At 65.9% G+C, this 12,039-nt stretch carries 10 protein-coding genes; 3 read left to right on the forward strand and 7 right to left on the reverse strand.

Features of this window, described 5'->3' with window-relative positions; translation table 11 throughout:
- The first annotated feature begins 130 nt into the window (after window positions 1–130).
- Entirely contained in the window at window positions 131–1,987 is a 1,857-nt protein-coding gene (locus AC1EJR_RS07590; protein WP_441591575.1) for a phosphoenolpyruvate carboxykinase (GTP), read from the forward strand.
- Between the two features lie 44 nt (window positions 1,988–2,031).
- Here AC1EJR_RS07590 and AC1EJR_RS07595 read toward each other — a convergent pair whose 3' ends face one another.
- From AC1EJR_RS07595 to AC1EJR_RS07625, 7 genes are all read right to left on the reverse strand, one after another.
- Entirely contained in the window at window positions 2,032–2,319 is a 288-nt protein-coding gene (locus AC1EJR_RS07595) for a contact-dependent growth inhibition system immunity protein (protein WP_177219848.1), read from the reverse strand.
- Window positions 2,255–2,767 carry an RNase A-like domain-containing protein gene (locus tag AC1EJR_RS07600; RefSeq protein ID WP_441591577.1) on the reverse strand — a complete coding sequence of 171 codons (513 nt, stop codon included), beginning with the start codon at window positions 2,765–2,767 and terminating at the stop codon, window positions 2,255–2,257. The genes AC1EJR_RS07595 and AC1EJR_RS07600 overlap by 65 nt, the downstream gene beginning before the upstream one ends.
- A 217-nt stretch (window positions 2,768–2,984) precedes the next feature.
- Window positions 2,985–4,946 carry a TRAP transporter large permease gene (locus AC1EJR_RS07605; RefSeq protein ID WP_441645265.1) on the reverse strand — a complete coding sequence of 654 codons (1,962 nt, stop codon included), beginning with the start codon at window positions 4,944–4,946 and terminating at the stop codon, window positions 2,985–2,987.
- Window positions 4,943–5,590, reverse strand: coding sequence for a TRAP transporter small permease subunit (locus AC1EJR_RS07610; protein WP_092291018.1), 648 nt, complete (start codon window positions 5,588–5,590; stop codon window positions 4,943–4,945). Before AC1EJR_RS07610 ends, AC1EJR_RS07605 begins: the two co-directional genes overlap by 4 nt.
- Window positions 5,591–5,692: 102 nt before the next feature.
- On the reverse strand, window positions 5,693–6,823 hold the full coding sequence (locus tag AC1EJR_RS07615; RefSeq protein WP_092291016.1) for a TRAP transporter substrate-binding protein: 1,131 nt from the start codon (window positions 6,821–6,823) through the stop codon (window positions 5,693–5,695).
- Between the two features lie 312 nt (window positions 6,824–7,135).
- Entirely contained in the window at window positions 7,136–7,843 is a 708-nt protein-coding gene (locus AC1EJR_RS07620; RefSeq protein WP_477112779.1) for a response regulator, read from the reverse strand.
- Complete coding sequence (locus AC1EJR_RS07625) at window positions 7,840–9,258, reverse strand: cache domain-containing protein (RefSeq protein WP_477146962.1); 1,419 nt, start codon at window positions 9,256–9,258, stop codon at window positions 7,840–7,842. The genes AC1EJR_RS07620 and AC1EJR_RS07625 overlap by 4 nt, the downstream gene beginning before the upstream one ends.
- A 367-nt stretch (window positions 9,259–9,625) precedes the next feature.
- On the opposite strand from AC1EJR_RS07625, the gene AC1EJR_RS07630 reads away from it, so the two are divergent.
- A complete protein-coding gene (locus tag AC1EJR_RS07630) occupies window positions 9,626–11,701 on the forward strand; it encodes a carbon starvation CstA family protein (protein WP_477146963.1) in 2,076 nt (691 codons plus the stop codon).
- 35 nt (window positions 11,702–11,736) lie between these two features.
- Window positions 11,737–11,931 (forward strand): YbdD/YjiX family protein, encoded by a 195-nt coding sequence (locus tag AC1EJR_RS07635; RefSeq protein WP_092291010.1) that lies wholly within the window; start codon window positions 11,737–11,739, stop codon window positions 11,929–11,931.
- Window positions 11,932–12,039: the final 108 nt, after the last annotated feature.

A 12,039-nucleotide genomic window follows, 5' to 3' on the forward strand; every position in this document is an offset into this window, starting at 1 on the left:
AGTGCCCCATGTCGAACATGGCGCACCGGGCCTCTCATTCCCTCACGCTATGGACGGCGCCGCCCCGGGAGCCTGACACGGTACCCGGCAGGGCTTTGCCAAGGTTTCTTTCTCGCTTTGGAGTAGCTGTATGAACCACCCCACAATGCAAGGCACCCCGGCACTGAACGTGCCGTCCTGGGTCAAGAACCAGAAACTGGTCGCATGGGTTACCGACATCGCCACACTGACCAAACCGGACAGCATCTATTGGTGCGACGGTTCCCAGGAGGAGTACGACCGCCTGTGCGAACAGATGGTCGCTGCCGGTACCATGCGCCGCCTGAACCCCGCCAAGCGCAAGAACTCCTTCCTGGCACTGTCCGATCCGTCCGATGTGGCGCGCGTGGAGGATCGCACCTTCATCTGCTCCGAGAAGAAAGAGGACGCCGGCCCGACCAACAACTGGACTGCCCCGCGTGAGATGCGCCAGACGCTGTCCGGCCTGTTCGACGGCTGCATGCGCGGCCGCACGCTGTATGTGGTGCCGTTCTCGATGGGCCCGCTGGGCTCGCCGATCGCCCATATCGGCGTGGAACTGTCCGATTCCCCGTACGTGGCCGTCAACATGCGCATCATGACCCGCATGGGCCGCGCCGTGTATGACGTGCTGGGCGCCGACGGCGAGTTCGTGCCGTGCGTGCACACGGTCGGCAAGCCGCTCGCCGCTGGCGAGAAGGACGTGCCGTGGCCGTGCAACCCGACCAAGTACATCGTCCACTTCCCCGAAACCCGCGAGATCTGGTCGTTCGGCTCCGGCTACGGCGGCAACGCGCTGCTGGGCAAGAAGTGCTTCGCGCTGCGCATCGCCTCGACCATGGGCCGCGACGAAGGCTGGCTGGCCGAGCACATGCTGATCCTCGGCGTGACCTCGCCCGAGGGCAAGAAGTACCACGTGGCCGCCGCGTTCCCGTCGGCCTGCGGCAAGACCAACTTCGCCATGCTGATCCCGCCCAAGGGCTTCGAGGGCTGGAAGGTCACCACCATCGGCGACGACATCGCCTGGATCAAGCCGGGCCAGGACGGCCGTCTCTACGCCATCAACCCGGAAGCCGGCTACTTCGGCGTGGCCCCGGGCACGAGCGAGAAGACCAACTTCAACGCCATGGCCACGCTCAAGGAGAACGTGATCTTCACCAACGTGGCGCTGACCGATGACGGCGACGTGTGGTGGGAAGGCATGACCAAGGAAGCCCCGGCGCACCTGGTCGACTGGCAGGGCAAGGACTGGACGCCGGCCATCGCCCGCGAAACCGGCGCCAAGGCGGCCCACCCGAACGCGCGCTTCACGGCGCCGGCCTCGCAGTGCCCGTCGATCGACGAGAACTGGGACAACCCGGCCGGCGTGGCCATCGATGCCTTCATCTTCGGCGGCCGCCGCAGCACCACGGTGCCGCTGGTGACCGAGGCCCGCAACTGGACCGAAGGCGTCTACATGGCCGCCACGATGGGCTCCGAAACCACCGCCGCGGCCGCTGGCCAGCAAGGCGTGGTGCGCCGCGACCCGTTCGCCATGCTGCCGTTCTGCGGCTACAACATGAGCGACTACTTCGGCCACTGGCTGGCACTCGGCAAGAAGCTCGAAGCCGCCGGCGCCAAGCTGCCGAAGTTCTACTGCGTGAACTGGTTCCGCAAGGACGCCGACGGCAACTTCGTCTGGCCGGGCTTCGGCGAGAACATGCGCGTCCTGTCGTGGATGATCGACCGCGTGGAAGGCCGCGGCCAGGGCGCCGAGCACGTCTTCGGCACCTCGCCCCGCTACGCGGACCTGAACTGGAGCGGCGTGGACTTCTCGGAAGCGCAATTCCAGCAAGTCACCTCGATCGACCACGCCGCCTGGCAGCAGGAACTGGCGCTGCACGACGAACTGTTCACCCAGCTGCAGCACAACCTGCCGCAGGATTTGGTGGAAACGAAGGACAAGCTGGCCAAGCGGCTGGCAGCCTGAGGGTTCGGGTTGGAATGAAGAAGGGCGCCGCAAGGCGCCCTTTTTTATAGGCTATCGTGAATGAGACGCTCGACTTTGCCGAGGAACGCCTCGTGGCTGATTCCCCAGTCGATTTCTTCACGAAACTCCCTGCGATAGGCTTCCTCGAAGTCTCCCGCGTGCTTCGACCTGAATGTCTCGATGTCGCGGAGCACCCGCCTTCGTGTCGCCCCGTCCGACTCGAAAATGTACAGATCCGTCAGGTCTTCGATGCTGTTTCCGAACAGATCAAAATCCTGGTTGAAGTAAGCGCCTAGCAACTGCCATAAATCGGGATACCGGGTTTTGCTCATGGTCGACAATCGGATATGCGGTCAGGATGAAATACGGCATGCCGTTATAGGGCTCGCGGCACAGCACGACAGCGAGTTTGTTCCCATCGTGCGTTGTCCCGGTTTTCCGGGAGGCGACCTTGCCAGTGGATCTGGCCGTGGTTTGCTCTAGTGCGAATCGCGTCGCGCCATAGCCTTCTGCCCATTTCGCTATCCGGCGCCTGTTCGCATGCACGGCCGCGGTGATGGCCAACTCCGCCGTGTCGCAATCCAAAAATGACGATGCCGCTCGCAACCTGGGTTCTTGCGAAAGCCTTTCCCACAATTGCGCTTCCGTGTGGCCGACATGTTCGCGCAACGTATGGCCACCTTGCTGGCCCATGCGGAGCGGCTCTCCCGCCAGCAGCGCCTCTAGTTGCTCCGCGCTCATGACAATGCGTAGGCCATCTATCTCGTCTTCTTGCGTCATCGGCGAATCTCGATAAAGGAGAGGCCAGACCCTACCGTTCTACCGTATGTGGGGGATTGAGATGACGCAACGTCAGGCGGGAACAAGGAAATTGCGAGATGGCCACCCACGATGGAGCGGGCGCCGGTTGTCTCCCCTCTCCCACTGAGGGGAGAGGGAGCAAACCTCGTGGCAGGGAACTGCCACTTGGGCGCCGTTTGCGGCGTCGCCGCCGTACCTACCGATACAACACCTGCGGCAGCCACAGACCAATCCCCGGGAAGATATAGAGCAGCGCCAACGCCAGGATCTGGATCGCCATGAACGGCAGCATGCCGGCGAAGATCTGGTTCAGGGTGACGTGGGGTGGGGCCACGCCCTTGAGGTAGAACGCCGCCATCGCCACTGGCGGGGAGAGGAAGGCCGTCTGGAGGTTCAGCGCCACCAGCAGGCCGAAGAACAGCGGGTCGATGCCGAAGTTGTCGAGCAGCGGGATGAAGATCGGCATGAAGATGATGATGATCTCAGTCCATTCCAGCGGCCAGCCGAGCAGGAAGATGATGACCTGCGCCAGGATCATGAACTGCACCGGGGTCAGGTTCAGGGACAGTACCCACGCCTCGACCAGCGCCTGGCCGCCCAGCAGGGCGAAGGCGGCGGAGAAGATGGACGAGCCGACGAACAGCCAGCACACCATCGCGCTGGTCTTGGCCGTCAGGAACACCGAGTCGCGCACCACGCCGTAGTTGAGCTGGCCGTACGCCAGGGCCAGCAGGGCGCCGCCGAGCGAGCCGACCGCCGCCGCCTCGGTGGGCGTGGCCAGGCCGAAGACGATGGAACCCAGCACCGCCAGGATCATCACGGCCAGCGGGAAGAACGACGACAGCAGCATCTTGAAGATCTCGAGCCGCGCGAAGTCGAACCGCCAGTAGAAATACACCAGCAGCAACGCCACCACGGCCAGCGTCACCCAGAACCACGTGGGGGCGGGTCGGGATTCGGCGGTGGCATCGGCTGCCCCATCGGCGGCTGGCTTCGCCAGCGTCGGCTTGGCCTCGGCGGGTGCCGGGGCCGGCATCTGGGCGATGGGCGGGGCGGCGGGCGTGGCCGGCGTCAGCGCATCGGCCGCCGGGCTGGCTTCTTCGGGAGGGGCCTGGAGACTGTCGAACGATGCCTCCCCCTCGGAAGATGACGATGACGACGACACCGCGCCCATCTCCTCGAGCCCGCCCGCGCCGGCGGCCACCAGCGGCGAGGTCACGGCCGCGTACATCAGGCTCATCGACACCGCCACGAAGACCGCCGGCATCAGCGTCACGCCGAGCTGGCGCGCCACGTCGCGCATCGGCACATCGACATTGCGCCGGCCCTTGAGCCCCACCATCAGCGCCGGCAGGGCGCGCCGGCTCACGGTGTCGCGCAGCGTGGTGGCCATCGGCGAGAGGCGCACCACGCGCTCCTCGGCCGACAGCGGCGGCGCCAGCGCCGGCCGCAGCTTCGCCAGCACAATCACATAAACGATATAGAGCCCCGCCAGCAGCAGCCCGGGGAAGAATGCGCCCGCGTAGAGCTGCACCACCGACACCCCGGCCGTGGCGCCATAGACAATCAGCAGCACCGATGGCGGAATCAGGATGCCCAGGCACCCGCCCGCCGTGACCGCGCCGGCCGAGACCGACGTGCTGTACCCCGCCCGCAGCATGGCCGGGAACGCCAGCAGCCCCATCAGCGTGACCACCGCCCCGACGATGCCCGTGGCCGTGGCAAACACCGCGCAGGTGATCAGCGTGGCCACCGCGAGCGAGCCCGGGATCCACGCCAGCGCCAGGTGCAGGCTGCGGAACAGCTTCTCGATCAGGTTCGCGCGCTCCACCAGGTAGCCCATGAACACGAACAGCGGGATCGAGATCAGCACGTCATTGGTCATCACCGCGTAGGCCCGCTGCACCATCAGGTCCAGCGTCTGCTCCACGGCGATCTCGGGATTGGCGTGCCGGTACGCGAGCCAGGCGAACAGCACCCCCATGCCCATCAGCGTAAAGGCGGTCGGGAAGCCGAGCATGATCGCCACCACGATCAGCGCCAGCATCAGCAGCCCGAGATGGCCGTTCGTCCAGTCCGCGGGCGATGGCATGAACACGAACACGGCGCCGACAATCAATATCATCAGCGACAGGCCGAACCACAGTTCCTTTCTCATCGCGCGATGCCCTCGTATTTTTCCGAAGTCTTGGCCGGTGCGGGCTCGACTGGCGACGCGGGTGTCGCCAGCACGTCCTCGCTGCTCACCATCTGGCGCAGCTTGTCCACATCCACTTCCTCCACGTCATCCTCGCGCGCCGGCCAGCGGCCCTGCTTCAGGCAGACCACGCAGCGGATCACCTCGGCCACGCCCTGCAGCAGCAGGAAGGCGCCCGCCACGGGAATCATGGCCTTGAACGGGTAGATGGGCGGCCCGTCTGCCGCGATCGACGAATGCTCGTTCTGCGCCAACGAGACCTCGAAGAAGTCGATACCGGCCCAGGCCAGTGCGATCACGCCGGGGAAGAAGAAAAGACAATAAAGTACGAGGTCGATGCCTGCCTGCGCGCGTGGCGAGAGAAAGCCGTAGAGGATGTCGCCGCGCACATGACCGCGCTTGGCCAGCGTGTAGGCGCCGGCCAGCATGAACAGCGCGCCGTAGAGCATGTTGCTCACGTCGAACACCCACGCATGGGGCGTGCCCAAGGCGTAGCGGGAGAAAACCTCGTAGCTGATGATCAGTGTCAGCGCGACGATCAGCCACGACGCGGTCTGGCCGACGAAGGTGCTGATCCTGTCGATCCCGAACAGGAGCTTTTGCACGGAGATGCCTTTTCAGGGAACGGTGAGGAAGACGGCCGCCGGCGGGCCCGCGCCATCATGCGCGCCCGCCGCCTGCCTTGTAGCGTGGACCCAGCCTCGAACTCAGCCTTTCTTCGGCGCGAAGTAGTAGGAAGACGCCATCCGATAGTCGACGTTGGTGTCGTTCTGCCAGCGCGTGCTGCGCTGCGCGAACGCCTTCATCGAATCGTTCACCTTCTTGAACATCGGATTCTCCTTCTCCTTCCGCGCCACGATGTCGTCCCAGACCTTGAGCTGCGCCTGAAGCACCGAGTTGGGCGTGGCGTAGAACTTCACGCCCTGTTGCTGCAGCGCCAGGTAGTCCTTCGAATAGCGGTCGATGGCCTTCATCGACATATCGGCGGAACTCGCGTCCACGGCGTTGGCGATCAGCGCGCGCAGCTTCGGGTTCAGGGCGTCGTAGCGCTTCTTGTTGAAGATGATCTCGAACTGCTCCGAGCACTGGTGGAAGCTGCGCAGCATGCAGACCTTCGACACATCCTGGAAGCCCAGCGCGCGGTCCGAACTCGCGTTGTTGAACTCGGCCGCGTCCAGCAGGCCACGGTCCAGTGCCGGCACGATCTCGGCGCCGGGCAGCGCGTTCACGGCCGCGCCCAGCCCGGTGAAGATGTCGATCGACAGCCCCACGGTGCGGAACTTGAGCCCCTTGAAGTCTTCTGGCTTGGTGATCGGCTTCTTGAACCAGCCCAGCGGCTGCGTGGGCATGGGACCGTAGAGGAAGGACACCACGTCGAGGTTCAGGCTGCGGTAGATCTCCTCCTGCAGCTCCTTGCCGCCACCGAACTTGTGCCAGGCCAGCAGCATGTTCGGGTCCATGCCCCAGGCCGGCCCCGAGCCCCACAGCGCGAGCGCCGAGTTCTTGCCGTACCAGTAGGCAATCACGCCGTGGCCGCCGTCGAGGGTGCCCTTGCTGACGGCGTCGATCAGGTCGAACGCCTTGACCACGGCGCCCGCCGGTAGCAACTCGATCTTGAGTTCGCCGCCGGACATGTCGTTGACCTTCTTGACGAAGTCACCCGCGAACTCGTGAAAAATATCCTTGGTGGGCCAGGTGCTCTGCCAACGCATCGTCACGGGGCCTTGCGCCTTGACGATGGCAGGGAAGCCCATCGTCGCGGTGCCCACGGCGGCGGCGCCGGCACCACCCATGAACTTGCGTCGCGATACCGCGCTGCCTTTCTGCCTTGCTGCCATGACTGTCTCCCCATTATCTGTATTGGATGAACCAATCGACGAACCGCACGGACACCCGCGCGCGCAGGCAAGGCGCCTGCACGCACGGTTGAGAACAGTGGAAGGAAAGAGGTAGCGCGAGGCAGTGGGAAGGGTCCGCAGCATGCACGTGCGGACAATATGAGACATTTCCCCCGACCTTCAGTTGTCTGAATGTTAGGCAACAGGCATCGCGCCAACAATGTAGGGGATACCCGATTCCGCGTGCGGCAGGCCGCAGTCGGATGGCAGGAAAGAAGCTGGGAAGGCGGAGGAAAAGCCGGGGGAGGAGGGCTAGTTGCCGTCCTGCTCGCCGGCGAGCGATTGCACGGCGTACTTCACCAGCCCGGCGCGGCCCTCGATGCCGAGCTTGCGCTTGAGGTTGAGGCGGTGGGTCTCCACCGTCCGCACCGACACGCCGAGTTGCGCGGCAATTTCCTTGTTGGCCAGCCCCCGGCCGATGCCGGCCAGGATGTCTCGCTCGCGTGGCGTGAGCGCGTCCACCGGTCCCACGGTCTGCTCGGCCATGCCGCGCGCGATCCGGGCGCTGTAGAACACGCGCCCGGCCAGCACGGCCTGGATGGCGGCCAGCAATTCGTCGGCCGGGGCGTCCTTGAGCACGTAGCCGCGGGCGCCGGCACGCATCGCCTGACGCACGTACTCGAGGTTGTCGTGCATCGACACGATCAGTACGGCAAGTTCCGGATAGCGGTCGTGCAGCGCGCCAGCCAGCGCGATGCCGCCCATGCCGCGCATGCCGATGTCGGTGATCACGAGGTCCGGGTGCCGCCCGGGGCCGGCGGCGGCCAGCCAGCCGAGCGCCGCCTCGCCGTCATCGGCCTCGCCCACCACTTCGAGCCCCGGCTGGAGCGTCAGGTGCATGCGCATGCCGTCGCGCACCAGCGCGTGGTCGTCGATCAACAGCACGCGGGCCGGCGTGGCGAGTGCGGGGGCGGAGGGAGACGCCGGGGAGGTCGTGGCGTCGTCGTGCGAAGCGGTCATGACTGCGAAATTTCCGATACGGGGGCTGGGGCGGGCGGTGGGGCGTGCGGTTGGGCTGGAAGACGCGTGGGCAGCGTGGCCACCAGCCGGGTGCCGGCCGGCGAGGAACTCAGCACAAACTGGCCGTCGAGCGCGGCCATGCGCTCGCGCAGGTTGCGCAGCCCGATGCCGCGCTGCGGGTCTGACTGCATGCGGGCGACGTCGAAGCCCGTGCCGTCGTCACGCACCGTCAGCCGCGTGAGCTTGTCTTCAAAGGTGAGCGCCACCTCCACACGCCGCGCATGCGCGTGGCGCTCCACGTTGGTCAGCGCCTCCTGGGCGATGCGGAACAGCGCGGTGGCCTGCTCGTYGGCCAGTTCACAAGGCTGGCCGGTCTGGGTGACGTGGATCTCCAGCGTGCTGCCGGCCTGCATCTCGCGCGCCAGGTGCTGCAGTGCGGCGAACAAACCCAGGTCGTCGAGCAGGGCGGGGCGCAGGTTGCGCGCCACCCGTCGCACCTCGTTGAACACCGAGTCGAGCCGGTTCAGCGCCATGCCCAGCACGGGCGCCACCGAGGCGCCCTCGGTCGGCGCCAGCTTCAGGCGGTTCGTGGCGGCCTCGAGCACCAGCTTCACCGACACCAGCAACTGGCTGATGCCATCGTGCAGCTCGCGCGAAAGTCGCGCGCGCTCCTCCTCCTGCGACTGCACCACGCGCCGGGCCAGCTGATGGAGCTTGGCGTCCGCCTCGCGGTGGTCGCTCACATTGAGGGCGAGGCCGCTCGCCGCCACCAGCAGGATGCTGATGCCGGCAATCACGCCGATCCACGCCATGGTCTCACGGATGTCGGTCTCGGCCCGGGCATCGAGCTGACGTAGCGTACGCTCCACATCGTCGAGATAAATGCCGGTGCCGAGCATCCAGTTCCACGCCGGCACGGCCACGACGTAGCCAAGCTTCGGGGCGAGTTGCTGCGAGGACGGTTTCTTCCACTGGTAGCGCACGGCGCCGCCGCCGGCCTTGGCCGCCATGATCAACTGCTGGATGGTCAGCGCGCCCTGCGGGTCACGCATCAGCCACAAATCCTGGCCGACCAGTTCGGGCTGGCGCGGGTGCATCAGGTTGCGGCCTTGGAGGTCATAGAGGAAGAAGTAGCCGTCCGGGCCGTAGTCGAGCCGCGCCAGGGCTTCCATGGCGGCGCGGCGGGTCTCGGCATCGTTGCGGCCGGAATCGACCATCGGCGCAATGGCGCTCTGCGCCAGTTCCACGTAGTGGCGCAGCTCCACTTCCTTGCTCTGGAGGTAGGCCGCCTCCACCAGCGCGCGCTCGTGGCGGGCCAGCGCGGTGGCCTGATAGCGCACGGCCAAGGCGATGCCGAACATGGCCACCGCAAGCGGCGCCACGGCGAGCAACAGGATCTTCTGGCGGAGTTTCATCTGGATCGGGGGTAAACACCGAGGCCGGCGAGGCCGCATGGCAGCGTGGCCTTACGTAGTACTACGCAAGCCCGTTGCGTAGTTACGCGCTTGTGCCGGCTGGAGCGGGTGTCAATACTACACGCCGGATTGGCGGTGCGCCCCTGCGCTGCACAATCCGTTGCAGTCAGCGCGCCGCGCCCACGGTTCGGTGCGCTCCTGCCTGCCGACCAGATCCGGAACAGACGAGAACAGACCGGGCACGCCGCAGACATCCAGGAGACCCCCTTTCCTCGCAGGATCGTCCGCCGCCGCCCCGGCACCACCCACTCTGCCCGCCATCCGCGTCGCCAGGTTTTTCATATCCGGTCTGAGGAGACCCTTCAACATGAATCGCATCGGACAACACCTGTTGTGGCTGGCCGTCGCCGTGCTCGGCGCGTTTGCCTTCGCCACCGTCGCGCTGTCGCGCGGGGAAGCCGTCAGTGCACTGTGGATCGTGGTTGCCGCGCTCTGCATCTACCTGATCGCGTACCGCTACTACAGCCGCTTCATCGCCGACAAGGTGATGCAGCTCGACCCCAAACGCATGACGCCCGCGTGGCGCCACAACGACGGCCTGGACTACGTGCCGACCAACAAGGCGGTGCTGTTCGGCCACCACTTCGCCGCGATTGCCGGCGCCGGCCCGCTGGTCGGCCCGGTGCTGGCCGCGCAGATGGGCTACATGCCCGGCATGCTGTGGATCCTGGCCGGCGTGGTGTTCGCCGGGGCGGTGCAGGACTTCATGATCCTGTTCATCTCCACGCGCCGCGACGGCCGCTCGCTGGGCGACCTGGTCAAGTCCGAGATGGGCACGGTGCCCGGCATGATCGCGCTGTTCGGCTGCTTCATGATCATGATCATCATCCTGGCGGTGCTGGCGCTGATCGTGGTGAAGGCGCTGGCCGGCTCGCCGTGGGGCACGTTCACTGTGGCGGTGACCATCCCCATCGCGCTGTTCATGGGCATCTACACCCGCTACATCCGCCCGGGCCGTATCGGCGAGGTCTCCGTCATCGGCTTCGTGCTGCTGATGCTGGCCATCATCGGCGGCCAGTACGTGCACGAGAGCGCCACGCTGGCGCCGCTGTTCACCTACGACGGCAAGGCCCTGACGTGGATGCTGATCATCTACGGCTTCATCGCCGCCGTGCTGCCGGTGTGGCTGCTGCTGGCGCCGCGTGACTATCTGTCCACGTTCCTGAAGATCGGCACGATCATCGCGCTGGCCATCGGCATCGTGATCGTCGCGCCGGAACTCAAGATGCCGGCGTTCACGCAGTTCGCCCAGGGTGGCGGGCCGGTGTGGTCGGGCAACCTGTTCCCGTTCCTCTTCATCACCATCGCCTGCGGCGCGGTGTCGGGCTTCCACGCGCTGATCTCGTCGGGCACCACGCMCAAGCTGCTGGAGAACGAGTCGCACGCGCGCTTCATCGGCTACGGTGCGATGCTGGCCGAGTCCTTCGTCGCCATCATGGCGCTGGTAGCCGCCTCGGTGATCGAGCCGGGCGTGTACTTCGCGATGAACAGCCCGGCGGCCGTGATCGGCACGACGCCGGAAGCCGTGGCCCAGGTCGTGTCGACGTGGGGCTTTGTCATCACCCCTGACGTGCTGATCGAGACCGCCAGGAATGTCGGCGAGAACACGATCATCTCGCGCGCCGGCGGTGCGCCGACGCTGGCCGTGGGTATCGCCCACATCCTGCACCAGGTGGTGGGCGGCCAGGCCATGATGGCGTTCTGGTACCACTTCGCCATCCTGTTCGAAGCCCTGTTCATCCTGACCGCCGTGGACGCGGGCACCCGCGCCGGCCGCTTCATGCTGCAGGATCTGCTGGGCAGCTTCGTGCCGTCCATGCGCCGCACGGACTCGCTGCCGGCCAACCTGATCGCCACCGCGCTGACCGTGGCGGCCTGGGGCTACTTCCTGTACCAGGGCGTGGTCGATCCGCTGGGCGGCATCAACACGCTGTGGCCGCTGTTCGGCATCTCCAACCAGATGCTGGCTGCCGTGGCACTGGTGCTGGGCACCTGCGTGCTGGTGAAGATGAAGCGCGGCCAGTACGCGTGGGTGACCGCGCTGCCGACCGTGTGGCTGCTGATCTGCACGCTGACCGCCGGCTGGCAGAAGCTGTTCGATGCCGATCCGAAGGTCGGCTTCCTGACCCACGCGGCCAAGTTCAGCGACGCCATCGCCCAGGGCAAGGTCCTGGCGCCGGCCAAGACGATGGAGCAGATGCACCGCATCGTCTTCAACGACTACCTGGACGCCGGCCTGTGCGCGTTGTTCATGTTCGTGGTGCTGTCGATTGTCTTCTATGGCTTCAAGACGGCCATGGCGGCACGCGGCATCACCAAGCGCACGGACAGCGAGACGCCGTTCGAGCCGCTGCCGGCCGGCACCTCGGCCGCGCAGCACTGAGTACGCAACCCAATCGCCATCCACAGGAGGCCACCATGCTGGATCAAATCGGGACCATGGGCCGCTACCTCGGCCAGTCGCTGCGGCTGATGGTCGGGCTGCCTGACTACCAGACCTACGTGGCCCATATGGAGTCCACCCACCCGGACCGCGCGCCGATGACGTACGAGGAATTCTTCCGCGAACGCCAGGAAGCGCGGTACGGCGGCGGGCAGGGCAAGTGCTGCTGACGTCATCCATCATGACGTGACGAAAGCGACCCTACGGGGTCGCTTTTTTTATCCCCGGTAATCGGGTGTTGTGTTTACACCGCGATTTTTAACCAATAGATACCGTTT

Source organism: Cupriavidus sp. 05T42 (assembly GCF_056396345.1).

Excerpts from the sequence above, each read along its gene's own strand:
- AC1EJR_RS07590 (WP_441591575.1), top strand. The coding sequence starts at position 131 with ATGAACCACCCCACAATGCAAGGCACCCCGGCACTGAACGTGCCGTCC.
- AC1EJR_RS07615 (WP_092291016.1), bottom strand. The coding sequence starts at position 6,823 with ATGGCAGCAAGGCAGAAAGGCAGCGCGGTATCGCGACGCAAGTTCATG.
- AC1EJR_RS07595 (WP_177219848.1), bottom strand. The coding sequence starts at position 2,319 with ATGAGCAAAACCCGGTATCCCGATTTATGGCAGTTGCTAGGCGCTTAC.
- AC1EJR_RS07605 (WP_441645265.1), bottom strand. The coding sequence starts at position 4,946 with ATGAGAAAGGAACTGTGGTTCGGCCTGTCGCTGATGATATTGATTGTC.
- AC1EJR_RS07620 (WP_477112779.1), bottom strand. The coding sequence starts at position 7,843 with ATGACCGCTTCGCACGACGACGCCACGACCTCCCCGGCGTCTCCCTCC.
- AC1EJR_RS07600 (WP_441591577.1), bottom strand. The coding sequence starts at position 2,767 with ATGACGCAAGAAGACGAGATAGATGGCCTACGCATTGTCATGAGCGCG.
- AC1EJR_RS07635 (WP_092291010.1), top strand. The coding sequence starts at position 11,737 with ATGCTGGATCAAATCGGGACCATGGGCCGCTACCTCGGCCAGTCGCTG.